Annotated in this window: 27 protein-coding genes and 1 tRNA gene; 26 read left to right on the forward strand and 2 right to left on the reverse strand. The window is 70.0% G+C overall.

The features are described from left to right. The first annotated feature begins 5 nt into the window (after positions 1-5). The 23 genes from IE096_RS15350 (at position 6) to IE096_RS15460 (ending at position 19,674) form a co-directional block, all read left to right on the forward strand. Positions 6-1,289, forward strand: a complete 1,284-nt coding sequence (locus tag IE096_RS15350; RefSeq protein WP_189452026.1) for a phage major capsid protein — start codon at positions 6-8, stop codon at positions 1,287-1,289. 9 nt (positions 1,290-1,298) lie between these two features. Beyond that, entirely contained in the window at positions 1,299-1,514 is a 216-nt protein-coding gene (locus IE096_RS15355) for a hypothetical protein (RefSeq protein ID WP_189452027.1), read from the forward strand. Between the two features lie 93 nt (positions 1,515-1,607). Continuing rightward, entirely contained in the window at positions 1,608-1,838 is a 231-nt protein-coding gene (locus IE096_RS15360) for a hypothetical protein (RefSeq protein WP_189452028.1), read from the forward strand. After that, the gene (locus IE096_RS15365) at positions 1,819-2,379 is read left to right on the forward strand and encodes a head-tail connector protein (protein ID WP_189452029.1); all 561 of its coding nucleotides are present in this window, start codon (positions 1,819-1,821) and stop codon (positions 2,377-2,379) included. Before IE096_RS15360 ends, IE096_RS15365 begins: the two co-directional genes overlap by 20 nt. After that, positions 2,379-2,726 carry a hypothetical protein gene (locus IE096_RS15370; RefSeq protein WP_189452030.1) on the forward strand — a complete coding sequence of 116 codons (348 nt, stop codon included), beginning with the start codon at positions 2,379-2,381 and terminating at the stop codon, positions 2,724-2,726. Before IE096_RS15365 ends, IE096_RS15370 begins: the two co-directional genes overlap by 1 nt. 15 nt (positions 2,727-2,741) lie before the next feature. After that, positions 2,742-3,026: a hypothetical protein gene (locus IE096_RS15375; protein ID WP_189452031.1), complete on the forward strand. Its 285-nt coding sequence runs from the start codon at positions 2,742-2,744 to the stop codon at positions 3,024-3,026. Next, positions 3,023-3,442, forward strand: coding sequence for a hypothetical protein (locus tag IE096_RS15380; RefSeq protein WP_189452032.1), 420 nt, complete (start codon positions 3,023-3,025; stop codon positions 3,440-3,442). The genes IE096_RS15375 and IE096_RS15380 overlap by 4 nt, the downstream gene beginning before the upstream one ends. A 129-nt stretch (positions 3,443-3,571) precedes the next feature. Continuing rightward, the gene (locus IE096_RS15385) at positions 3,572-4,024 is read left to right on the forward strand and encodes a hypothetical protein (protein ID WP_189452033.1); all 453 of its coding nucleotides are present in this window, start codon (positions 3,572-3,574) and stop codon (positions 4,022-4,024) included. A gap of 91 nt (positions 4,025-4,115) precedes the next feature. Then, on the forward strand, positions 4,116-4,451 hold the full coding sequence (locus tag IE096_RS15390; protein WP_189452034.1) for a hypothetical protein: 336 nt from the start codon (positions 4,116-4,118) through the stop codon (positions 4,449-4,451). Between the two features lie 426 nt (positions 4,452-4,877). Then, positions 4,878-8,249, forward strand: a complete 3,372-nt coding sequence (locus tag IE096_RS15395) for a phage tail tape measure protein (protein WP_189452035.1) — start codon at positions 4,878-4,880, stop codon at positions 8,247-8,249. A gap of 2 nt (positions 8,250-8,251) precedes the next feature. Further along, positions 8,252-10,489 carry a hypothetical protein gene (locus tag IE096_RS15400; protein WP_189452036.1) on the forward strand — a complete coding sequence of 746 codons (2,238 nt, stop codon included), beginning with the start codon at positions 8,252-8,254 and terminating at the stop codon, positions 10,487-10,489. A gap of 54 nt (positions 10,490-10,543) precedes the next feature. After that, the gene (locus IE096_RS15405; protein ID WP_229820224.1) at positions 10,544-11,584 is read left to right on the forward strand and encodes a DUF5047 domain-containing protein; all 1,041 of its coding nucleotides are present in this window, start codon (positions 10,544-10,546) and stop codon (positions 11,582-11,584) included. Then, a complete protein-coding gene (locus tag IE096_RS15410) occupies positions 11,581-12,195 on the forward strand; it encodes a hypothetical protein (protein ID WP_189452038.1) in 615 nt (204 codons plus the stop codon). The genes IE096_RS15405 and IE096_RS15410 overlap by 4 nt, the downstream gene beginning before the upstream one ends. A gap of 10 nt (positions 12,196-12,205) precedes the next feature. Beyond that, positions 12,206-12,868 carry a hypothetical protein gene (locus IE096_RS15415; protein ID WP_189452039.1) on the forward strand — a complete coding sequence of 221 codons (663 nt, stop codon included), beginning with the start codon at positions 12,206-12,208 and terminating at the stop codon, positions 12,866-12,868. A gap of 13 nt (positions 12,869-12,881) precedes the next feature. Further along, positions 12,882-13,835 (forward strand): glycoside hydrolase family 25 protein, encoded by a 954-nt coding sequence (locus tag IE096_RS15420; RefSeq protein ID WP_189452040.1) that lies wholly within the window; start codon positions 12,882-12,884, stop codon positions 13,833-13,835. Positions 13,836-13,892: 57 nt separating this feature from the next. Next, positions 13,893-14,120, forward strand: coding sequence for a holin (locus IE096_RS15425; protein ID WP_189452041.1), 228 nt, complete (start codon positions 13,893-13,895; stop codon positions 14,118-14,120). A gap of 2 nt (positions 14,121-14,122) precedes the next feature. Continuing rightward, on the forward strand, positions 14,123-14,371 hold the full coding sequence (locus IE096_RS15430; protein WP_229820289.1) for a hypothetical protein: 249 nt from the start codon (positions 14,123-14,125) through the stop codon (positions 14,369-14,371). A gap of 273 nt (positions 14,372-14,644) precedes the next feature. Beyond that, positions 14,645-15,529 carry a non-homologous end joining protein Ku gene (gene ku, locus IE096_RS15435; protein ID WP_189452043.1) on the forward strand — a complete coding sequence of 295 codons (885 nt, stop codon included), beginning with the start codon at positions 14,645-14,647 and terminating at the stop codon, positions 15,527-15,529. A gap of 297 nt (positions 15,530-15,826) precedes the next feature. Continuing rightward, positions 15,827-16,198: a hypothetical protein gene (locus IE096_RS15440; protein WP_189452044.1), complete on the forward strand. Its 372-nt coding sequence runs from the start codon at positions 15,827-15,829 to the stop codon at positions 16,196-16,198. A 60-nt stretch (positions 16,199-16,258) separates the two neighbouring features. Next, complete coding sequence (locus tag IE096_RS15445; protein WP_189452045.1) at positions 16,259-16,777, forward strand: hypothetical protein; 519 nt, start codon at positions 16,259-16,261, stop codon at positions 16,775-16,777. Between the two features lie 92 nt (positions 16,778-16,869). Further along, positions 16,870-18,147 carry a helix-turn-helix domain-containing protein gene (locus tag IE096_RS15450; protein WP_189452046.1) on the forward strand — a complete coding sequence of 426 codons (1,278 nt, stop codon included), beginning with the start codon at positions 16,870-16,872 and terminating at the stop codon, positions 18,145-18,147. A gap of 282 nt (positions 18,148-18,429) precedes the next feature. After that, positions 18,430-18,972: a DUF6415 family natural product biosynthesis protein gene (locus IE096_RS15455; RefSeq protein ID WP_189452047.1), complete on the forward strand. Its 543-nt coding sequence runs from the start codon at positions 18,430-18,432 to the stop codon at positions 18,970-18,972. 231 nt (positions 18,973-19,203) lie between these two features. Further along, positions 19,204-19,674 carry a hypothetical protein gene (locus IE096_RS15460; RefSeq protein ID WP_189452048.1) on the forward strand — a complete coding sequence of 157 codons (471 nt, stop codon included), beginning with the start codon at positions 19,204-19,206 and terminating at the stop codon, positions 19,672-19,674. Between the two features lie 742 nt (positions 19,675-20,416). Here IE096_RS15460 and IE096_RS15465 read toward each other — a convergent pair. Next, positions 20,417-20,488: transfer RNA gene (locus tag IE096_RS15465), tRNA-Val, on the reverse strand. Positions 20,489-20,684: 196 nt separating this feature from the next. Here IE096_RS15465 and IE096_RS15470 point away from each other — a divergent pair. The 3 genes from IE096_RS15470 (at position 20,685) to IE096_RS15480 (ending at position 23,133) form a co-directional block, all read left to right on the forward strand. Beyond that, the gene (locus IE096_RS15470) at positions 20,685-21,458 is read left to right on the forward strand and encodes a DUF4097 family beta strand repeat-containing protein (RefSeq protein ID WP_189452049.1); all 774 of its coding nucleotides are present in this window, start codon (positions 20,685-20,687) and stop codon (positions 21,456-21,458) included. A 74-nt stretch (positions 21,459-21,532) separates the two neighbouring features. Further along, a complete protein-coding gene (locus IE096_RS15475; protein ID WP_373298130.1) occupies positions 21,533-22,900 on the forward strand; it encodes a hypothetical protein in 1,368 nt (455 codons plus the stop codon). Positions 22,901-22,914: 14 nt separating this feature from the next. Continuing rightward, on the forward strand, positions 22,915-23,133 hold the full coding sequence (locus IE096_RS15480) for an FmdB family zinc ribbon protein (RefSeq protein WP_189452050.1): 219 nt from the start codon (positions 22,915-22,917) through the stop codon (positions 23,131-23,133). A gap of 15 nt (positions 23,134-23,148) precedes the next feature. Here IE096_RS15480 and IE096_RS15485 read toward each other — a convergent pair whose 3' ends face one another. Continuing rightward, positions 23,149-23,814 (reverse strand): O-methyltransferase, encoded by a 666-nt coding sequence (locus IE096_RS15485; protein ID WP_189452051.1) that lies wholly within the window; start codon positions 23,812-23,814, stop codon positions 23,149-23,151. Positions 23,815-23,846: the final 32 nt, after the last annotated feature.

The raw sequence follows: 23,846 nt of genomic DNA on the forward strand, positions 1-23,846 counted from the left end.
GAGCCATGCCCGTCAAGACTGACGAGCTGACCGACCAGCTCAAGCACCACCTCGAGGCGGCCCGCGCCATCGCCGCGCAGGCCGAGGACCAGGACCGCGACTTCACCGACGACGAACGCGGCCAGATCAACGAGCACATGGCCAAGGCCAAGGAAGCCAAGGCCGCCCTGGAGAAGGCGCGCGCTGACGGCGCGCTGCGGCAGGCCATCGCCGACCTCGGCGAGGGCATCGCCATGGCCGAGCCGTCCGGCGAGAAGCGCACCCCCTCCGGCCTGATCGTCCCCGACGGTGCCAAGACCCTCGGCGAGCACTTCACCGCCTCGCCCGAGTACAAGGCACTCCTGGAGACGGCCCCGAACGGGACCTTCGGCAAGGACCACCGCGTCCAGTCCCGCCCGGTCGGCTACAAGACCCTGATCACCGGCGCCTCGGACACCTCCGCCGGCGCGCTGGTGATGGATGACCGGCGCGGCCTGGTGGTCGGCGCGGACGCTTTCCAGCGCCCGCTCGTCCTGCGTGACGTCGTCACCGCGGGTACGACGACCAGCGACACCATCGAGTACGTGCGGATGACCGGCGCCACCAACGCCGCCGCCCCTGTCGCTGAGGCCACCGCCACTTCCGGCTCCTCTGGCACGAAGCCGGAGTCGGCCATGACCTGGGCGAAGGTCACCACGCCGGTGCGCACGATCGCGCACTGGCTGCCGCTGACCAAGCGGGCCCTGTCGGATGCCGCCCAGGTCCGCACGATCATCGACTCCTACCTCCGCTACGGCCTGGAGGAGGAGCTCGAGGACCAGATGATCGCCGGTGACGGCACCGGCGAGAACTTCACCGGGCTGGCGAACACGAGCGGTGTGCAGGCGCCGACGTTCACCACGGAGACGAACCTGACCCGGCTGCGCCGCGGTAAGACGCTGGTGAAGACCGTGGGCCGGTCGGTGGCCAATGCCTACGTGATGCACCCGAACGACGTCGAGGGCCTGGATCTGCTCACCGACAACGAAGCGCGTTTCTACTTCGGCGGCCCGGCCGGGACGATCGGCGGCAACACGCCGCTGTGGAACCTGCCGATCGTGGAATCCGAGGCCGTACCGGCCGGCACCGCCTACATCGGCGACTGGCGCAAGGCGATCCTGTGGGACCGCGAGCAGGCATCGGTCACCATGACCGACTCCCACAGCGACTTCTTTATCCGCAACATGGTCGCGATCCTCGCCGAGATGCGCGCCGCGTTCGGGATCATCCAGCCGAATGCCTTCGCCAAGATCTCGCTCGCGGCCTGGTGAGGGGCGGTCATGGGATACGCGAACACAGGGAAGGGCAAGGCCCGGGAGGCCAAGCAGGCGGCCACCGTGGCCGCTCTGACGGTCTCCGTCGGCACGGCGGACGGAACGGTCGCCGACGTCGGCGCGGCTTTCAGCCAGGCCACGCTGAACAACAACTTCCGCGACCTGGCCGACAAGGTCAACGAGGTCGTGGCGGCGCTCAAGGCCGCCGGTCTCATGGCGTAGCGGCGCCATGCCCATCACCTCACGGCCGTTGGCCGGCCGGTGCCCAACAGGCGGGCGCCAGCCGGTCGCGGCCCAGACACCAGGGAGGCGGCCGTGAATCGAGGGCTGCGCACGTACAAGGTGCGGGTTAACGGCGGCCACGAGGCAGAGCTTCAGCTCACCGAGGACGACGCCCAGGCCCTCGGCGCCACGCTCGTACAGGACACCGTCCCGCCCCCGCGCGTGGCAGCCCCTGATGGGGACGCGGCGGAGCACAAGGCGCGCACAGCCGGTCGTGGGCGGAGCCGGGCGCCGCGCGTGAAGGATGACGGCGGTGGCCACTGACCTGCTGGCCGATCCGGCCGAACTCGCGGTGTGGCTCGGCCGGCCCGCCGACGACCCGAAGCTCCTGGCCGCCCTTCAGGCCGCAACGCGTCGCTTTCGGGGCGCCGTCGGCCACCCGGTGACCATCGTGGCCGGGGAGACGGTACGGATGGACGGGACGGGGCGGGAGTCGCTGCTGCTGCCCGTCTGGCCGACCGTCGCCGTCGCCTCCGTCAAGCTCGACGGCGCCACGCTCGTTGAGGGCACGGACTACGCCTGGTCGCAGGCCGGCATGCTGCGGCGGCTCGGTGGGCTGTGCTGGCCGGACCGGCTCGGCTGTCTGGAGGTCACCTACACCCACGGCTGGGCCCAGGTCCCCGACGACATCGCCGAGGTGGTCATCGATCAGGCCCGCGCGCTGTACACCGTCACCCCGGGCGTGCAGTCCAAGGCCGTCGGCGGCCAGTCGGTGACCTTCGGCGCCCAGGCGGCGGTGGGGGTGACGGACCAGTGGACGCGGGCGGTGGACCGGCACAAGGTCCGCACGGGGAGCGAGCCGTGATGTTCTTCGACCAGGCGATCGTGCGGGTGCGCGCCGGCGTGCGCGTCGACCGCGGCGGCAACCGGCTTCCCGACTGGTCTCCCGAGGCCGCCACCCGGTTGACGATCGCGGAGGTGGATGTCCAGCCGACCACGGCGACCGAGTCCACGACGCCGGAGCGGGTGGCGGTGGTCACCGGCTGGCACGTGCAGACCCCGCCCGGGGTCGACGTCGACGTTCGCGCCACGGACCGGATCGAGTGGGCCGACATGCTCCTTGAGGTGGTCGGTGAGGTCGCGCGGTGGCCCGACCCGCTCGACGGCACCGTCCACCATGTCGAATTCGATGTGGTCCGGGCCACCGGATAGCAAGGGAGGACAGCCGTGTTCACCGACTTTCGTCTCGAACCCGCCGGGGTGCGCGAGCTGCTCCAGGGAGCAGAGGTGCGCGCCCTGGTGGACCGTGTCGCGGCCGAGGTCGCGGCCAAGGCCCGCACAGCGGTCGGCGACCAAGTCCCCGTCGAGGTCCGCTCGTACACCACCGACCGCGGCGCGGCCTCCGTGACGCTCGCGCACGCGCGCGGCATGGCCCTTCAGGCCAAGGAAGGCGTCCTCACCCGGGCTGCCGGCGCGGCCGGGCTGGAGGTCAAGGAGCGAGGCGCCCGGTGAAGCCGCTGATCGTCTTCGCCGACGCCCAGGCCGCCGCGGCCGAGGCCCTGCGCAGCGCGCTGGCCGCCCGGAGGGAGCCGTATACGGCCGGGGTCACGGTGGGCACGCGCGTTCCCGGCGACCGGACCCCGGAGACGCCGCACCTGCCCTATGTGATGGTGCGCAAGGACACCGACCTCCCGCACGGCTCCCTGGCGGATGCCAGCTGCACGCTGCGGGTGACCGTCTGGCACACCGATGCCGACCAGGCCCACGATCTCGCGCAGCTGTCCCAGGGCCTGCTCGTCAACCATTCCGGGGCGGTCATTCGCGGGGTAAGGCCGGCGACCGGCCCGCTGGCCGCCGTCGACGACGCCTCGGGCCTCGACCTGAGCACCTTCACCGTGCTCGCCCACGTCCGGCCCGCCACGGCCTGACCACCGCACACCCCCGAACCGCGACGCCTTCATCCGACCTGCCCCCGAAGGAGGACCGCCGTGGCCGGCGACCCGACAAACGCATCACTGTGGACCGACGCTGACGTGTACGTCGGACCGCTGACCGCTGTGAGTCCCGCGACCATCAACGACCCGTTCCCTGCCGAGTGGGGCCTGGTCGGTCTCCTCGATGGCGACGACGGATTCACCGAGTCCCGCGACGAGGACACCGACGACAAGTACGCCTGGGGCGGCATCCTCGTGCGCACCTCCCGCGCCCACTTCAAGCTGACGAAGTCCTTCACGGCGCTGGAGGACAACCTGCTCACCCGGTCGCTGATCTGGCCCGGGTCGACCGACACACAGCTGATCGTGCCGAAGCCGGACCGCATCAAGATCGCGTTCGAGACGCGTGAGGGCACCAAGGTCAAGCGGCTGATCTGCGCCCAGTACGCCGAGGTGTCCGTGGACGGCGACATCACGGAGAACGAGACCGATCTGACCACCTACAAGCTTGTCGCCACCATCTACCCGACGTCCGGGAAGGTGCTGTTCAACCGCCAGTTCACGGCTGGCTCCTGATCGCCGGGGCGTGGTCCTTTCGTCGCGGTTCGGACCGCGCCCCGGCACCCCACAGAACCGCGACCTTCCTGTCCCTTGAGAGCGAGGACCCATGGCCACCCGAACCGCGGCACGTGACGACCAGCCCTTCGACTTCAACCTCGACGCCGTCCAGGCCGAGGTCGACCTCAGCCCCTGGCGGGTCCACTGGGCGGGCCGCCGCTGGGAGTTCGCCCACATGCAGGCCCTGAACGTCTGGGAACTCGTCGAGGCCGCCGAGGCAGGCGATACCCAGGCTATGGTCGGCATCTTCAAAGCCGCCCTGGGCGGCCAGTGGCAGGACTTCCACGCCACCCCGCTGCCGCAGTACAAGCTCCGCGCTCTCTTCGACGCCTACCGGCGGCACTCTGGGCTGGAGCCGGGGGAATCCGGGGCCTCTGCGAGCTGATCCGTCACCACGGACGTGCCGTAGAGGCGGACCTCCGCCGCGAGTACGGGGTCAGGCTCCGCGACGTCTTCACCGGCGAGCTCACATGGCGCGAGCTGTCCAGCCTCGTCCATGGCCTGCCCCCTGCCTCCGCCACCCGCACCGCCCTCAACGAGGGCACCCCCGAGCCCTCGGGCGAAGAGATCGTCCTGGCTGACCTGTTCGACCTCGTCCAGCACCTGCGTTGGGACGTCGAATACGCCGCCTCCGGCAAAAAGCCCACCGCCCCCAAGCCGTACCCGCGCCGCTGGGCTCGGCACGCACGCCGACGGGCGATCAGCCCGGAGCGGGCCGGGCGCATCGCCGACGCCCGCCGCCGCCAGGCCGAGCGCCACCAAGCGATCACCGAAGGCCGCCTCACATGACCTGAAGCCGAGGGGGTGGCCGGTGACCGTTATCGGGTACGCCTCCGTGCAAATCATCCCCTCGGTGAAGGGGATCGGGCTCGAGCTGCGCCAGCAGCTGATCGGCCCCTCGCAGGACGCCGGCCAGAAGGCGGGTGAGGCGGCCGGTGGCGGCCTGCGCGACAAGATCAAGAAGGGGGCGGCCGCTGCCGGTGTCGCGGCTGGCGCGCTGCTGGTCAAGGGCATCGCCGATGCCATCGAGCAGAGCGCGATCACCGGCAAGCTGCAGGCTCAGCTCGGCACCACTGGCAAGGTCGCCGCCGCCCAGGGCAAGGTCGCCGGACAGCTCTACTCCAGCGGCGTCTCGGAGTCCTTCGAGAGCGCGGCCGAGGCGATCAAGTCGGTGGTCAGCGCCGGCCTTGCCCCGCCGGAGGCGACCAACGCCCAGCTGCAGCAGATCGCCACCAAGGCCGCGGACGTCGCCCACGTCTTCGACCAGGACCTCGGTGGCGTCACCAACGCCGTCAGCCAGCTCTTGCGCACCGGCCTGGCCAAGACCGCGAACGACGCGTTCGACCTGATCACGAAGGGGTTCCAGTCCGGCGCCAACAAGGCCGACGACTTGTTGGACACCCTCAACGAGTACGGCGTCCAATTCACGAAAGCGGGTCTCACCGGCGCGGACGCCATCGGCCTGATCAACCAGGCCTTGCAGGCTGGCGCCCGCGATGGCGACTTGGCCGCCGACGCGATCAAGGAGTTCTCCATCCGGGCCGTCGACGGCTCGGACACCACCAAGCAGGGCTTCGAGGCGCTGGGCCTGTCGGCGGACGACATGGCCGCCAAGTTCGGCGCCGGTGGCGCGACAGCCAAGGCCGCGCTCGACCTGACCCTGGACCGGCTGCGCGGCATCAAGGACCCGATCGAGCAGGCTCAGGCCGCCACCAACCTCTTCGGTACCCAGGCCGAGGACCTCGGCAAAGCCCTGTTCGCGATGGACCCCTCGTCCGCCGCGGACGGGCTGGGCAAGTTCGCCGGCAGCGCGCAGAAGCTGGGCGAGTCCATCCGCTCCGGGCCTGCCTACGAGATCCAGGTTTTCAAGCGGCAGCTGGAGCAGGGCTTCACCGAGTTCATCGGCGGCCAAGTCCTGCCGGTCGCCGACGAGCTGGCCCGCGTTTTCTCCACCACGCTGCTGCCCCCTATCCGCACGGTCGCCGGCGTGGTCGGCCCCGTCCTCGTGCCGACCCTGCTGGCCCTGGCCTCCGCCGGTTCCGGAGTCGTGGGCTGGCTGCGCGACATGGGCACCTGGCTGATCCCGATCGGGATCGCGGTCGGCGGCTTCGCCCTGTCGCTGACCGCGCAGGCGGTGGCCACCAGCCTGGTAACCGGCGTCTTCTCGGTCTACCGAGGCGTGATCCTGGCCTGGACGGCGGTCCAGCAGGGCGCCACCCTGGCCGTGGCCGCTTTCAACGCGGTCATGGAAGCCAACCCAATCATCCTGATCATCACCGCGATCCTCGCCCTCGGCGCGGCGCTGGTGGTCGCCTACCAGCGGGTCGGCTGGTTCCGGGCCGCCGTCCAGGCCACCTGGGCTGGCATCCAGACCGGCGCGCTGTTCCTGTGGAACGTCGTCCTCAAGCCCGTCTTCATGGCCATCTGGGGCGTGTTCCAGCAGGTCGGAGCCGTCGCGGTGTGGCTGTGGCAGACCGTGCTCAGCCCCGTGTTCGGCTTCATCGCCACCGCCGCCAAGATCCTCTTTCTCGTCTGGGCGACGCTCACATTCGGCCCGATGATCCTGGCGGTCAAGCTGCTCGGCATGGCCGCCATGTGGCTGTGGACCGCGGCCATCCAGCCCGCCTTCCAGGGCGTCGCCGCCGTGGCGATGTGGCTGTGGACGAACGTGTTCAAGCCCGCCATCGACGGCACCGTCGCCCTGATCCAGGGCCTGGCCGCCGTCGCCATGTGGCTGTGGAACAACGTGGCCGTGCCCGTCTTCCAGGGCATCGGGCTCGTGGTGCGCCTGTGGTGGGCGGGCTGGCTGGCCATCTTCGGCGCGGTCCGCGCGTACATCATCGGCCCGCTGGCCGGCGTCTTCACCTGGCTGCTCGACAACGTCGTCCGCCCCGTGTGGGAGGGGCTCGGCAGCGTCATCAGCTACGTGTGGCGCTCGGTGATCAGCCCCGCGTTCGACCTGCTGATGCGCGGAGTCCGTGCCGTCCGCGACGGCTTCGACACCGGCGTCGACTACATCGGCCGCATCTGGTCCACCCTGAAGGACAAAACACGCGGACCGGTTCAGTTCGTGGTGGACGTCGTCTACAACGACGGCATCCGCGCGGTATGGAACGCGGTCGCCGGCCTGCTCGACCTCGACAAGCTTGGTGCGATCAAGTTCGCCGAGGGCGGCCGCACCGCGGGCGGCACTCCGGGCAAGGACTCCATCCCGGCACTGCTGATGGCGGACGAGTACGTCGTGCGCCGCGACAGCGCCCGGCAAGTCGGCTTCGGCACGCTCGACTACATCAACCGCTACGGCGCCCTGCCGGGATTCGCGGGCGGCGGCCCGGTGCAGCGCTTCGCCGACGGCGGGATCGTCTCCGACATCTGGGGCGGTATCACCGGCGCGGCCAAGACCGTCGGTGGATGGGCCGGTAACGCCTGGGACATCCTGACCGACCCCTCCGCCGTGTGGGACAAGGCCATCGGCCCCGTCCGCAAGAAAATCGCCAGCATCGGCAGCAGCCAGTGGGCCAAAGCTGCTGGCGGCGTACCCCTGAAGATCATCAAGGACCTGAAGGACAAGGTCGTCTCCGCCGCAAAGAACATGCTCGACTTCTCCGACGCCGGCGGCTCGGGAGTCCAGCGCTGGTCTGGAGTCGTCCTTCAGGCCCTGCGCCTGGTCGGTCAGCCCGCCTCCCTGCTCCCGGTCGTTCTGCGCCGCATGGACCAGGAGTCCGGCGGCAACCAGTACGCGATCAACCTGTGGGACAGCAACGCCCAGGCCGGCGACCCCTCCCGGGGCCTCATGCAGACCATCGGCAGCACTTTCAACGCATATGCCGGACCTCTGCGCAGTCGCGGCATTTACGACCCGTTGGCCAATATCTACGCCTCCATGCGGTACGCACTGGCGACCTACGGCAGTCTCGCCTCCGCCTACAACCGCCCCGGCGGCTACGACTCGGGCGGGTGGTTGATGCCCGGCCAGCTCGGGTTCAACGGGCTGCGCACCCCGGAGGCGGTGCTGACGCCGCCGCAGTGGCAGGCCCTGTCGGCGGCGGCTGCCAACGGGCTCGGTGGCGACCTGCACGTCCAGGTCTACGTCGGGGACCGGGAGATCACCGACATCGCCCGCGCCGAGGTCCGCCGCTCCAACGGCGAACTCGTCCAGACCCTGCGCGCCGGAAGGAGGTAGACGTGGCGATCCCCGGCAACTTCCTCTCCTCGACCACGGAGGCCGTCGACCCGAACACCTCCGGGTGGACGGCCAAGCTCAACTGCACCATCAGCCTGGGCTCGGGCGGCCGGAACGGGGACGGCTGCCTGACGGTGAAGTCGAGCGCGGCCGGCGAGATGCAGGCCCGAACCGTCTCCTCCTATGCCGTCACCCCCGGCACGGTCTATGAGACGTTTTGCGACGCTTCAGGGTCGACGGTGCCGGAGCGGATCGGTATCCGCTGGCTGGACGCCGCCAACGTGGAGATCAGCATCACGTGGGCGGTCACCGCCTCGTCGGCGAGTGCGACCTGGCACCGGATCTCCGTGGCCGGCCCGGCGCCGGCCACGGCTGCCAGGGCCCAGGTCGTGGTGTCCTCCACCCCGGCCGCTGCCAACGTCACCAGCTTCTACGAGAACTTCTTTTTCGGCTTCCCGCTCAGCACGGTGGGGAACCTGCTGAGCTTCAACACCGAGAGCCTGGAGGTCGACGCCTCGACCTGGACGAGCGAGCTGAACTGCTCGCTGACTCGCCAGGTTCCGCCGGTGTCGTGGGCGGTCGACTACTACCTCGCTGGCGGCCACGTGCTCGCCGCGACGGTGACGGCCAACGGCAACGCGGCCGCGCGGTCCACCGAGCGGCCGCCAGCCAGCCCGGGGACCGAATACCTGGCGTACTGCTACCTCAACCCGCCCACCTCCGCCTCGACCACATGGGTGGAGCTGCGCTTCTACAACGCGGCTGGGGCCCAAATCCAGGCCACCCGCAGCACCCTCGCGGCGCCGGGCACGAGCTGGTACCGGCAGTACGTCTCCGCCATCGCTCCGGCCGCCACGGCCTCCTGCTCGATCGCTGTCGGCATCGACGCGGCCACCGCGGGCCAAGTCCTGCGCGCCGAGGGCTCGGTGATCACGACTGTGCCCGTCCTGCGCACGGGCAGCGTCATGCCCTACGCCGACGCGTCCTTCGAGCAGGGCGTGGCCGGCTGGAGCACGGTCTCCGGCGTCGCCACGGTCACCCGCTCGACCCCGTGGGGCGCTGTCGGCGCGGACGGCGCTTACGCGGGGACCATCACGTCGAGCACGGCCACCACCAGCGTGATCCGCTCCGCGAAATTCGCGCTGCCCGCGGGCACGGGCGGCAAGACGTTCCGCACTGAGATCTACAGCCAGATCACTTCCGGCGGCTTCACGGCAAGCCGCGGCATCCGCTGGTACGACGCAGCCAACACCGACCTCGGCCTGACCGCCGACCCGGGCGCAGCCGTACCGACTCCCGGCTGGTGGCTGCTCGGCAACTCCTTCACCGCGCCGGCCAACGCCATGCAGGCCGCCATCGAGTACACCGTGACCGCGACGGCGACCTCGTCGGTGTGGCGGATCGACCGGGCGGCCCTGTGGCAGTCCCTGCCCTTCATCGAGGTCGTGGCCCACGACGCCACGGCGACGATCACGCTGACCCTGCGCGAGCTGAACACCGGCGACCTGATGACCGTCTACCGGGTCACCCCCGACGGCGCCCGCACGCTGACGCGTGGCCCGTCCGGCCTGCTCAGCCTGAGCCCCGTCACCTCCGACCAGGTCGTCATCGAGGACGCCGAGGCGCCGCTGGGCGTGCCGGTCTCGTACTACGTCGAGACCCGGGCCACCATCTCGGCCACCCCCGCCTACCGCACGAGCGACAGCGTCACCCTCGCCCCCGGCGACACGGATCTGTGCTGGCTGAAGGATCCCGGACAGCCGCAGCGCAACGGACAGTTCATGGTCGTCACGCCTCCGTCGTGGAAGCGGGCGATCAACCAGGCCGCCTACCGCGTGCGCGGCCGCCGCAACGCCGTCGTCCTGTCCGATGTCCGGGGCGGTCTCGAAGGCGACCTGGTCGTGTGGACACGCACCGACGACGAGGCCGAACGCCTTCACTGGCTCCTGGGCTCCGGCAACGTCTTGCTGTGGCAGGTCGCTCCCGGCCTGCATGAATCGGACCTGTACGTCACCGTCGGCGAGGTCACCCTGCCGCGCGTCGTCGACGTCGCCGACGAGGCCTGGCGCCAGTGGACGCTGCCGCTCACCCAGGTCGACATGCCCACCGCCGTCGGCGTGGCCGGATCCGCCGGCCGTACCTGGCAGGACACCCTCACCGCCTTCACCACCTGGCAAGCCGTGGAAACCGCCTACGCCTCGTGGGAAGACGTCCTCTTCGACCGACGAGCGGAGGGCTGACCCGTGTACCCCGTCAGTGCTCGCTTCCTAGCCGCCCTGTCCGAGCCCCACACGGTGGCCACCGAAGTGGTGCTCTTCCGCACGGACGGGCGCGTCGAACGCCTGGCGCACACCGGCGGATCCGTCACCATCGACCGCGGCCAGGCCATCCGCCGCACCTGTACCGTCACCACCGCCGATCCGGACCTGATCCCCCGCACCCCCGCCGACCAGCTCAGCGTCTACGGGGCCACGCTGCGGATCAGCCGCGGTGTGCAGTACCCGGACGGCACCAGCGAGCTCGTGCCGCTTGGCGTCTTCCGCATCGACTCCGTTACCGGCGACCCCGATTACGGCCCGGTCACCCTCAGCGGCAAGTCCCTGGAAGCCTTCATCGCCGACGACAAGTTCACCACCCCCTACCGGGCCAGCGGCACCGCCATCGGCGCGATCACCGCGCTGGTCCAGCGCAGCCTGCCGGCCGCCTCCGTGGTCAGCACCGTGACGGATGCCGCCATCGGGCCGCGCACCTGGGATATCGAAGGGGACCCGTGGGCCGCCGTGCAGGAGCTGGCCGCGTCTCTCGGCGCAGAGTGCTACACCGACCCCGACGGCGTCTTCACCGTCGCCGTCCTCCCCGACCTGCTCACCACGGCGCCCGCGTGGACCGTCGCAGCAGGCGAAGGCGGCGTCCTGGTCAACGCCAGCCGCGGCATGAGCAGCGACAAGGTCTTCAACGGCGTCTTGGCGCGCGGGGAGAACACCGAGACGAACTCGCCGCCGGTGAGCGCGCTGGTGACCGACAGCGACCCCACGAGCCCCACCTACTGGGGCGGCCCCTTCGGCCGCCGGCCGACCTTCTACACCTCCTCGACCCTGACCACCACCGCCGCCTGCACGGCAGCCGCCACCCTCAAGCTCAGGGCAGCCATGGCCCCCAATTCCAGCGGCGACCTGTCCTCGCTGCCCAACCCGGCACTCCTGCCGGGAGACGTGCTGCGGGTGGTGTACGCGGGCGGAACGCGCGAGCTGCACCAGGTCCAGGGCCTGACCGTGCCGCTGTCCGAGAGCGGCGACTTTCCGGTCACCACCATCAGCGCCAAGGAGGACGCATGAGTGGCTCCTCGTCGTCCATGGCGGTCCACGCCGAGCTGGCGGACGCGATCCTCACGGGCTCCGTCCAGGCCGCCGCGGCGACACCGGCCGTGCGCGGAGCGGACTGGCGCCTCGCGGTCGTGTCCACCGTCGGCACGGACGGGACGGTCACCACCAGCGACAGCATCATCGTTCGCCGCCTGGACACCTACTTGACCCCCACGGTCGGCGACCAGATCATCCTGATGCGCTCCAGCTCCGGCAACTGGATCACCCCAGGCCGCACCGCCCCCGCCACCACGGCCGGCACCTGGCAGACCCTCAGCCTGAACACCGGCTGGTCGACGTTCTCCTCGGCGTACTACACCTGCGCGTACCGCATCAACGGCGACGGCACAGCGAGCCTCAGCGGACTCGCCCGGGCACCCGCCTCGACCACCGGCACCGCCACCGTCGGCACCCTCCCGGCCGCAGCCACCCCCGCCAAGCGTGCCCGGCACGTCACCGAAGTCGCCGTCGGCGTCTTCGGCGTCCTCGACATCAACGCCGACGGCACGATCCAGATCACCGACTACAGCGGCACCGCGAGCTGGGCAGCCCTCGACGTCGCCACCCGCTACCGGCTCACCTAGGAGGTGACCTGTGCCCACCACCGACGCCTACGGCCAGGGCGTGCAGATCGCCGCCCTCACCGACGCCCCCAACATGGCCACGGCCGCTTTCAACTTGGCTGACCCGATCGTCCAGCGGACCATCATGCGGTTTGCAAGCGCATCCGCACGCAACGCGACCCTCACCTCTCCCGTCGAGGGCATGACGACATGGCTGCAGGACGTGAACACCCTTGAGATCTACGATGGCAGCGGATGGCGACAGGTCTTCTACGGGGCCACAGCCTGGAGCACCTACACGCCGACCTGGACCGCCACCACAACGAACCCTTCTCTGGGGAACGGCACGCTGGTCGGCAGCTACCTGATCACCGGCAAGATCTGCCACGTCAGCATCATGCTGACCATCGGATCCACGACCAACAAGGGGTCAGGGGCCTACCGCATCAGCCTGCCCGTGGCCACCGCCAACACCAGCTGCCCCGGCGTCCTTGGCGCCAGCTTCTCCCGCAGCGGCTCACCCAACCACGGGCCCGGCGACTCCCCGCTCTTCGCAAATGCCAACAGCACCGATGACATCTGGTTCCCCAACATCACGGTAACGGGCGACTACGACGTGTGGACTGAGTCGGTTCCCTGGTCGCCAGCCGCCGGCAATGTCTTCCGGGTCTACGGCACCTACCAGACCGCCTGAGAAAGGGCCCCGAATGGGCATATACGGCCAGGACTGGGCCTCATATCAGTCGTCGTCCCCGGACACCAGCGGCCTGGCCTTCGCGTTCGTCAAGGTCACCGAGGGCCTGTCGTACATCAACCCCAAGTGGGTCGCCCAGCGCGACCACGCCAAGGCGAACGGCCTCGTCTGGGGCGCCTACCACTACCCCCACATGGCCAACGACCCCCGCGCGGAAGCCGACTACTTCCTGCGGCAAGTGGCCTGGCGCCCCGGCGACATCATCGTCCTGGACTGGGAGGGCTACGACGACGCCAACGCGAGCGTCCCGAAGTCCCGCCAGCTCGCCTACCGCGACGCCTGGCTGGCCTACGTCAAGGACCAGATGCCCGGCCACCCGGTCGGCATGTACTGCAACCTCGACTACTGGCTGAACGTCGACCGGACCTCGAACTACGGCGACTTCCTCTGGATCGCCACCGCCGGGCGCCCCGCGGGCCAGCCCGGCATCAAGTCCCCGTGGCTCTTCCACCAGTACAGCGACAACGGTGTGGACCGGGACTACTGCCACCTCGCCAGCCGCGACGAACTCCGCACCTGGGCGCTGTCCTTCCAGCCCCACCCGCCCACTCAGCCCAAGCCCGCGCCCCGCTTCACGGAGGACGACATGCTCGCCTACTTCACCGTGCCCGCCACCACGGCGTTCGACCTCCCCGTGGAGCCCGCCGGCACCCTCGAAGCCCCGCAGGGCGGTGCCCGCAACGGGCCCCTGTGGCTGTGCCTCGCCCCGCAGAGCTCCGACGCCCAGGTCGTCCTCACGTACCACCACGAGGGCGGCACCTGGGACGCCCCGGCCAAGGCGTTTCCGCTGACTGTGGCTGGCAGCAAGTTCGTCCAGCGTCTGCCGGACGGCGCGCTGGTCGACAAGGTCCGCATCCAGTCGAGCGTGCCCCTCATCGGCTACCTCACCGGCCGTCGCGTCGCCTAGAACCCCTTCCCACCGTTGCCGCCGACACCGCTGTCGGCAGCCTCCTTTGGAGCCAGCATGAACACCGCAGCCTTCTGGAAAGCCACCGCCGAGCGCATGGTCCGCACCTTCGCCCAGGCACTCCTCGGCATCCTCGGGGCCGGGGCCACCGGCGTACTCGACGCCGACTGGCCCGGCGCCCTCTCCGCCGCCGGCCTCGCTGCCGTCCTCGCGCTCCTGACCGCCATCGCCACCTCCGGCGGCACCCCCGGCCCCGGCATCACCGAAACGGTGGCACGTCGGTGACCATGCCGGACCAGGCCGCGGTCGCCGTCGAGCTCGAGAGGCTCCGCGGCAGCGTCGACACCGGCTTCGCCACCCTCAACGGCAAACTCGAGGTCGCCCTCCAACGCACCACCGCCCTCGAGTCCGACATCGCCGCCCTGAACCAGCGCGTGTCGACTCTGGAGAAGGGCCGGTGGCCGCTGCCGTCCCTGGCCGCCCTCGTGGGCCTGATCGGGCTCCTCGTCAGCGTCTACGTGGCCGCCACCCAGTGATCGGAGCACCATGTCCGACCAGCCCACCCCCACACCAGTTCAGCCCCGCGCTGACCTGACCGCCGGCGACATAGGGGCTCTTCAGCAGCTCGGCCTCGTCGACGCACAGCCAGTACCCTCACCGGATCCGCCGCCACCGCCGCTCACCGGCTACGACGCCTGAGAACGCCCCGCCACCCGGAAGGGTGGCGGGGCCATTCTTTGTTCCTCCCACTGTCACCCGTTCGGGCGGGCGCCGCTGCGGGACGTGCGCCCCTCCCGCAGGCTGATCTCATGCCTCGGTCCCTGTGGAAAGGCGCCATCGGCTTCGGGCTCGTCTCGGTGCCGATCCAGATCGTGCCCGCGATCGAGGAGCACGACGTCGTGCTGCACGAGGTGCACGCCGAGGACGGGGGCCGGATCCGCCGGCGCCGGACGTGCGACGTCTGCGGCGAGACCGTGCCCTACGAGCACGTCGCCAAGGGCATCGAACGCGAGGGCCAGGATGTGGTTCTCACCGACGACCTCATGGCCCAGCTCCCTTTGCCCACGAAGAAGCTGATCGACGTATTGGCCTTCATCGACGCCTCCGAGATCGATCCGATCCAGCTCGACCAGGCGTACTACCTTCAGCCGGAGTCCGCAGCGGCGAACAAGCCCTACGTCCTGCTGCGGGAGACGCTGAAGCAGACCGACCGGGTAGCCGTAACGAAGATTGCCCTGCGGTCGAAGGAATCTCTGGCGCTCTTGCGAGCCCATGGGGACCTGATGGTGATCCACACGATGCTCTGGCCCGACGAGGTCCGGGACTCGGCCGGCCTAGCGCCGTCCTCCTCGGTCACGGTGCGGCCGCAGGAGGTGGAGATGGCCGCGAGCCTGATGGACAGGATGTCCCAGGACTTCGACCTCGACGCGCTGGAGGACGAATACCAGACGGCATTGCGGGAGCTCGTCACCACCAAGGCCGGGGCACATCCGGCGCGCAAGCGGGCCAAGGCCACAGCGGCGCCATCAAATGTCGTTGATCTAATGGCCGCCCTCCAGGCGTCCATCGATAAGGCCGAGGAAGACGTTGGCACCCCGGCCCGGAAGTCGCCAAAGAAGGCCCCGGCGAAGACGGCCAAGAAGACGCCCACGCGTTCCCCGAAGAAGGCCGCACCGAAGAAGCGCACAGGGTGATCGCCCTCCACCTCCCGTTTCGAAAACCCAAGAGTGATCACCATCTGGCCAGCAATTGACGCCGAAGCATGCGGCCATCGGCGACAAAATGTCCCGTTCCGCAGGTGGACACCTCTGGGGCGCCCCATCACGATTGCGATGGGGGGAGACATGGATGGTGCGGTGTGGGGGGCGATCGGCGCGACAGCCGGTGCTGCCCTGACAGCTCTAGGTGGCTACTTGGGGCCTGTTCGGGCGGCGCGTACCGAGGCGCGGCTACAAGCCGCGGCACTACGAGAGCGGCGCGAGGCCGGAGCAGTGGAACGGCTCATCGCCATCCGTTCCGCCTACCGAGACTGGGACATCTACCTGTTCCAAACAGCGGGATCGTATGGAGGACGCGGGCAGTCTCCGCAAACCGTTATGGATCGCGTCTCCGAGCTTCGCAAGGCTGCCCTGGAAGCTTCGGACGCCGCGATGCGAGACGGATGGTGGATCGGCTCGGAGTACGTACCGTTCGAGGCAGCCTCGGCCCAGGTGCTTCGGCTGGCCGCAGGCGAAGTAGCGGCTTATCCAAGTCACGAGCTCGATGATGTGCGACAGGCGCGGAGCGCACTGAATGAGCGGATCCTCGAGCGGATGGCAGGGCTCACCGAAGAGGTCACCGTGCTGCGGGGCCGACGCGAATAGAATCGAACACGGGTATGGTTCTAGGTGAAACCCAGCCCTGCGACAGCCCAGCCCGTAATCATGAGCTCCCCGACACCCGATTCCCCCCACACCCAGGGCGGTCCATCCCCCCAGGTGATGGTGGAGCTCGTCAGTGGCGAGCACGTCGCCGCAGAGCTCCTGGCCTGGATCCGGCAGCGCTCCGGGGACTGGTGGTGCGAGCTGCGGATCACCCTCTGGGCCGAGCTGCGACTGCCGGGCGGCGAGATCGCCCCCGAGCCCAAGGCGATCACTTTCCGGGCGCCGGCCCGGCTCGTGAGCAAAATCGGGGGCACGGATTACTCGAGCGTCCCCCGAAGCCACGCCGCAGCTCCCAGCCGTGATCAAATGGCCGCGCAGTTCCCCGGCCGGTGGAGCCTCCAGGACATCCCCTCGCCCCCGCAGCACAAGATCCGGATCCTCCATTACGAGGACTGCTTTCTCGCGAACCGCGAGCCCACCCTCACCCTCGACCAGGCCCGCCGCGCCCTCGTCGAGGGAGCGCAGCCGTGCGACTGCGGCTCCGACCGGCTAGACGAGACGCGGTACCCCTCGCAGTAAGTCGCTGCCGTCGGCTCCTCTGAGACCACTATTCGGGGCCACTGTCCGCGCTCTACGCTGGCGCTGTCCGGACAGGAAAGGCTGTGACACGCATGACCGAGCACCATGTAGGCCAGCGCATCCGCGAGCTGCGGAAGGTCCGCCAGATGACCGTGCGACAGCTCGCGGCCGCCGCCGCCATCTCCCCCGGCGCCCTGGAGAAGTACGAGAGGGGTAGCCGTCCCGTGCCTCCTGGGCTCCTGATCCATCTCGCAAAGGCCCTTAAAGTCGGGCCAACCACCCTCACGGGGCAGCCGTACATCAATGGCGCGGAAAGTGAAACGCAGGCGCAGGCGGTCATCCCTGAGTTGCGGCGTGTCCTGCTGACCTACGACAGCCCGGATGACCTGGTGACCGCGCCGCGGCCTTTGTCCGTACTCATGGCGGAGACCGAGCATGTCTCGGCCATGCGCCGCGACAGCAAGTACGCGCCCATGGGGCCGCTGCTGCCCGGCCTCGTGACAGAGTTGACGCATGTCGCCCTCGCGGGTGATCCCCTCACGGCTCACCGGCGCGACGCGGCGCTCGACCTCGACCAGCGGGAAGCCTTCCGCCAGCTGGCGATCTGCTACCGCGCGATCAACTCGCTGTCGCACAAGCTCGGCTACCACGACCTGAGCCTCACTGCGGTGGAGCGCGTGCAGTGGGCAGCCGACCTGTCCGGGGACGACCTCATGCAGGCAACGGCCGGATACTTGAAGGCCGGCGCCATGGTCAGGATGGGAAGCCTCTCGTCCGCTCGGCGGCTCCTCACGGGGCTCATGGAAGAGGTGGAGCGGTCCGCGCCGGAGCATTCCTTGACTGATGCGCACATGGCTGTGATCGGCGGGATGCTGCTGAAGCTGGCGATCCTGGAAGCGAGGGACGGCCAGGAGGCCCGCGCCCACGAGTGCCTCGCCGAGGCCCGCTCGTACGCGCGCTTCCTGGGCCGGGACACGCTGCACTATGAGACCAGCTTCGGCCCGAGCAACATCAAGATCCACGAAGTCGCCATGCTGATCGACTCCGGCGACACAGAGCAGGCGCTGGCCCGCATCCGCGAATGGGGCGGAGACCAGGATCGCGAGGAGTGGGAGCCGCCAGCCGACCTCGCGAAGGAACGCTCCTCGCACCACTACATCGACGTGGCGACCGCCAGGCTGGCGCAGGGCGACCGGGATGGCGCCTACCGCGATCTCCTGCGCGCCCGTGCCGCAGCACCGACCCACACCCGGTTCCATCCGACCGCACGGACAACAGCCGCCACGCTGGTTCGACTTGACCGGCAGTCGGACGACTCCCTTGCTGGATACGCCCGTTGGGCCGGCGTCGGCTTGACCGTCAAGGACTAGCGCAAAAAATCATCCGGACAATCTGTCCGGTCGCAAGAGCTTTGGCGCGGCACGATTCCCGTACTCGCCGCAACGAGAGGGAATCGTGCCGTGTCTACAGTCGACCTCTGCCGTGAGTGGCTGGTCTCATCCGATAGGGACCCCATCCACGCGCGCCGGTGGCTTGCTCACACCGAGTCCGCCATCCTGCCTGCTGGCCGGGAGTGGGACGCCGTCCGCATGCCGCATACCCGAGGCGCTCGTGTGCTCGGCTCTGGGCTGCCTGGCCCGATCATTCGCGATGTGGAGACCATCTCATTCCTGGTGCCCATCGGTACCTCCAATAACTGGGACGTACGAGGCACCGAGGCACTGGGGCGCGGCGGTTACCTCCTCGTACCGGATCCGGCCCGCGCCGGAGAGGAGCCTCCAGCCTGGGCGCAGAGGTGGGTACCGCCGGGCCTCGTGTGTCCCGGGCTTCTGCGTGAGCGGCTCGAGCGGCTTGCCCCACCGCTTGGCGCTGAGGGCGCTATCTGGAGCGACGCCATCGACGTCGACCCCGCCCAGATCGAGTGCGATATCAGCAGCGCCGTGGCCTGTCGGCGCAGCGGCCTCCCGCCCTGGCCCGATGCTGAGAATCTGAGTCGGCGATTGCGGGCACATATCGGCCGGTTGCTTCCCTTGGCGGAGTCCCAGGCCGCGGAAAGTGACCGGACCGCCGTCGAGCAGGCGCATCTGCTCCTCGGTCGCAGCCTTGGAAACGACCCGACTGCGGCGGCTGACCAGCTCGTTGCCATGGGCGCGCTTTGCCGCGGCCTGCTTGCGAAGGCAGCCGATGCTGGATGAAGGACATCGTCGCCGGACTGACGCCGTCATGCCTCGGTCCGTGCTGACCACGCGCTACGCGCCTCCTCCCCACGTCACCGCGGCGTGCCGGACAGGGCAGCACAGGCTGTGCGCTGGCGCTACGGAGATCCGAAGAGTCGGCGCAGCGAGCGCTGCCGCGACGGAGCCGCTCCCTTGTACCTGCCCATGCACCCATAGCAACGAGAGCACCTCATGATGCGACCACTCCCGATGTACTCCAGCCTCTCCGAGGCGGAGCGGTTTCTCGTGAGCCGCGAAATCCATCCTGACAGGGCACGCGAAGCTTGGAACCTCGGCTCGGCCGCTTCCCTGGAGGCTGGGAAGCACTTCGACGCCATCTGCCTTCGTGTGGTGACAGCTCTCCACGGCGTCCCGATCAAGGACGGTGCGGCAATCGAAAACAGGTTCCGGGCATTCGGGATCACGAGCTCGGTGTTCACAGCGCGCGATCGCCTGGTGTACTACGTCCTGGTGCCGCCCGGCACCGACGAATCCTGGCAGGCGCCTGAGACGACTTGCCACGGCCGGCGGTCCGGAGCCTTGCGCTACGTGAAGGTCCCCCACCCGAGCCGCGAAGCGGGCCCGGGGGCCCACTGGGTCCTGCCCGCGCCGACGGGCCCGGAGATGCTGTGCGATCCGGAATGCGTCAAGGCGCTCCTCGCCTCGGCGGCTGCCAAGTGAGCGGCCGCCGGTACTGCTCCTGGTGCAAGGAGGACAAGCAGGACTCTGTGACGGTCAAGATCGTTCATGGGGACCAGGTGGCGATGCGTGTTTACGCCTGCCTTGCGTGCCGCATCGAGAACAACCTCACGCCAATTAGCGCGGACCTTCCTGGTGTGAGGCGGCCGCGCTGGTAAGCCCTGAGCGCATGTACTGCTGTGGCCGGCGGCCATTCACAAGCGAGTAGCGAGGTCTGACGCCTACTGGTTCCTTGCGAACAGCGCTGCTGCGTTGCAGGGAAGACCCTTCATTGGCTCGTTGTTCATGTGCTGTCGTCACTGGGACATCTAGGCCCGGCGTAGCTCAGGCGTAGGCGTGTCCGCCGAGCCTCGCCGTCTGGCGCCATGACTGAGTCAAGGCGTCCCCGCCCTGCGCCGATTTCGGCGCAGGGCGGTCTACTTTGGAATACGGAAGGCCCCCGTCAGTAGAGTCGACGGGGGCCTCGCCCTGTGGGCCCGGCCTCCCCGCCGGAGACCACAGGTGTGGGAGGGTGCGTGTCAGGCGCGTGTGGGGGAGCCACGCCTGCCCCCTCCGTGCGCGGCACTCTACGCGGCCTGCGGGCTGCGGCAAGTCCCCCTTAGGAGTGACTCGCATCGCATCGCCAGGGGATGTGGACTCCATGCGGACTCTGATCATGAAAACGGCCCCCCGATCTTGATGGATCGAGGGGCCGGAACCGCTACTGAACAGCGGTTATTCCACGTGGGCACAGACGGATTTGAACCGCCGACATCCGCTTTGTAAGAGCGGCGCTCTACCGCTGAGCTATGCGCCCTGGCACGAAAGGACAGCCTACCTTGCCCCACCCTGGTCCTCGCAAACCCAAGCCATAGGGGGGTTAACCCCACCCCCGATCCGGTAGAGAGCGGTATCCCGGAACCACCCGCCCCGTACTTACGATCAAGGAAGCAGTGAGCAGCACCCACGCACTGACCTCTGTACCGACCCCCCACCGACCCTGGAGACAGCCCATGAATCCCCGCGTCCGCCGCGCCGTCCGCGTTTCCGTCCTCGGAGGTGGGGCCCTCGTCGCAGCGGTGAGCCTCACCGGGTGCGGGACGGCCAACGCGGAGGACGCCACGCCCGAGACGCGGACGTTCTCGATCAGTGGGAAGCAGCTCACGGTCGACTCCGACAACTCCGCGATCGAGCTCGTGCCGGTGGCCAAGGACGGCAAGGACATCAAGGTCACCCGGTGGTTCGACGGGTGGACGCTGGGCGGGTCGGCCGGGGTGTCGTGGGAGATGCGGGGCGACACGCTGAAGCTGCGGCTGAAGTGCAGCGGCATCAGCGTGGGCTGCGAGGCCAAGCACCGGATCGAGGTGCCGCGCGGCGTCTCCGTGAAGGTCGACGACGCCAACGGCGAGATCAAGGCCAGCGGCTTCGAGACCCCGCTGACGCTCAAGAGCGACAACGGCCGCATCGACGTCCGCGACTCCAACGGCGCCCTGGAGCTGGAGACTTCCAACGGCGAGATCATCGCCGAGAACGTCGGCGCGCCGAGGATCAAGGCCGGCTCCTCCAACGGGCGGATAGCGATCAGCGCGTCGAAGGCCCCCGAGAGCGTCGACGCCCGGACCGACAACGGCGAGATCCGCGTCGCCCTCCCCCGCACCGGCTACAAGGTCGACGCCCGCAGCGACTCCGGCGGCGTGAAGGTCGGCGTCCCCCGCGACGACGCCTCCGGGCGCTCGGTCCGCGCGCACAGCTCCAACGGCGCCGTGGACATCCGCGCCACCGGCTGACCGGCCCGTGTGCTCGCTCCGGCCGGGTGGGAGAATGACACCCGGGCCTGGGGCGATCCATCGGGAGAGGGCAAGTGACGGCGACGTTCTCACGTACGGTGACGGCTACGGTCCGTGCGGCCCTGGCGCCCGCGCTGCTGCCCCTCCTGCTGCTCCCCGCCGCCGTGGCCCTCGCGCCCGCCGCCTTCGCCGGCGGCGGCACCCGCCGCTGGGGCTGGGGCCGCGGCGAGGGACGCCGCGAGGAGGCGCAGGCCGCGAAGGACGCGGCGGCCGCCGCCTTCTACGAGCTGGACACCGCCCAGCGCGAGCTGCGGATCACCATCGAGACGATCACCGCCGTCGACTCCTCCCCCGCCGCCCGCAAGGCGGCCGCCGACTTCGAGGAGTTCGGCCGGCGCATCGACGAGGTGTCGGCCGCCTACATCGCCACCGTCGACTCCCACGACCTCGACCGCGACGACCTGGAGTCCTCCGCCGCCTCCCGCGCCCACGGGGAGCTGATCCGCGCCAAGGACGAGCTGGTGCGGGTCAAGGGGGATCTGGAGCGGTTCGGGGAGAGCCTGGCTCCCCTGCTGACCCGGGCCGAGAGCCAACTCGCGCAGGTCGCCCCCGCCGTGGAACGGGCCCGGCAGGCGCTGCGCGCCGCGAGCGAGGCGCTGGACGCCGCCCGGGCGACGGGCCTGCGCGCCGACGACCTGGCCGCCCGGCTCGCCGCGCTCGGCCCCGAGCTGACCAAGCTCAACGAGGGCGCCGGTAGGCACGGCGTCCAGGGGACCGTGCAGCGCGCCGAGGACGTGCGACGCGAGGCCGAGGCCATCCGCGACGAGGCCGGACGGCTGCCGCAACGGGCCGCCGACCTCGACAAGCGGCTCGTCTCCCTGCGCACCCGCGCCCAGGCGCTGACCACCCGGGCGGAGACCGTCGGCCCGGTCCTCAGCGAGCTCCGCCGCCGCTACAGCGCGGCCTGCTGGCAGGACCTCCAGCGGGTGCCCGACGAGGCGCGGCAGGCCGTCGCCGCCGCCGAGGCGAAGCTCGCGGACGCCCGTACCGCCCGGGACGAGCAGCGCTGGGCGGACGCCACCGCGCTCCTGGCCACCGTGCGCGCGCTGCTGGGCACCACCGACGAGGCGATCACCGCCGCCGGCGACCGGCTGCGGCGGCTGGACGAGGTGGCCCTCGACCACGGCAAGGAGGTCGAGCGCACCCGCTTCGCCCTCCGGGACGCCCAGCGCCTGGCGATGGACGGCCGCAGCACCCCCGACCCCCGGCACGCCCGCCCCCTCGACGACGCGGTGGCCCGGCTGGAACGGGCGGTCGACGGGCTGGAGGGCCGGCATCCGGACTGGTGGCACTTCCTGACCGAGACGGAGGCCGTGCGGGACACCGCCGCCCGGGTCGTCCAGGAGATCCGCGAGGAGCGGGGCCGGGGCGAGAACCGCTGACCTATGCTGCCCGCATGCCTCGTTACGAATACCGCTGCAAGGCCTGTGGCGACACCTTCGAGCTGACCCGCCCCATGGCCGAGTCCTCCGCCCCGGCGACCTGCCCCGACGGGCACACGGACACCGTCAAGCTGCTGTCCACCGTCGCCATGACCGGTTCCGCCGCCCCCTCCGCCGCCCCCCGCCCGAGCGGTGGAGGCGGCGGATGCTGCGGGGGCGGCTGCTGCGGCTGAGCCGCCCGGGGGTGGTCAGCCCACCCGGCGCGCCAGCGTCACACCGTCCGCGACCGTGAGCATCACCGACTCCATCCGCTTGTCCGCGAGCGCGTGCGCGTTGAACTCCCGTACCGCCGCCCCGGATCCGTCGGTCACGGTCGGGTCGACGACCGTGCCGAAGAACAGGACGTTGTCGACGATCAGCAGCCCGCCCGGGCGGAGCCGCGGCACGAGCTCCTCCCAGTAGGCGATGTAGCCGTCCTTGTTCGCGTCGAGGAAGGCGAGGTCGATGTGCGGCTCGGCGGGCATCGCGCGCAGCGAGTCCAGCGCGGGGGCGATCCGCAGGTCGATCCGGTCGGCGACCCCGGCCTCGGCCCACGCCGTACGGGCGTGGGCCGTCCACTCCTCCGAGATGTCCAGGGTGATCAGCCTGCCGTCGGCGGGCAGCGCCCGGGCCATCGCGAGGGCCGACAGCCCGGTGAACGTGCCGACCTCCACGACGTGCCGGGCGCCCGTGAGCCGCACGAGGAAGGCCAGCAGCGCCGCCTGCTCCTCGGCCACCTGCTTGACCGCGTCATCGGGGAACAGCGCGCGGGTGGATTCGACCAGGCCCTGCTGGACGGGGTCGAGCGGCGGATTGTTGGCCAGGACGTACGCGTAGAGCTCAGCGCTGAGCGGAGGGTTCTTGGTCTCGGACACGCGATCTCCTCGTCATCTACTCGTCGACGACT

The organism is Streptomyces abikoensis (assembly GCF_014648775.1).
Classification (GTDB): domain Bacteria; phylum Actinomycetota; class Actinomycetes; order Streptomycetales; family Streptomycetaceae; genus Streptomyces; species Streptomyces abikoensis.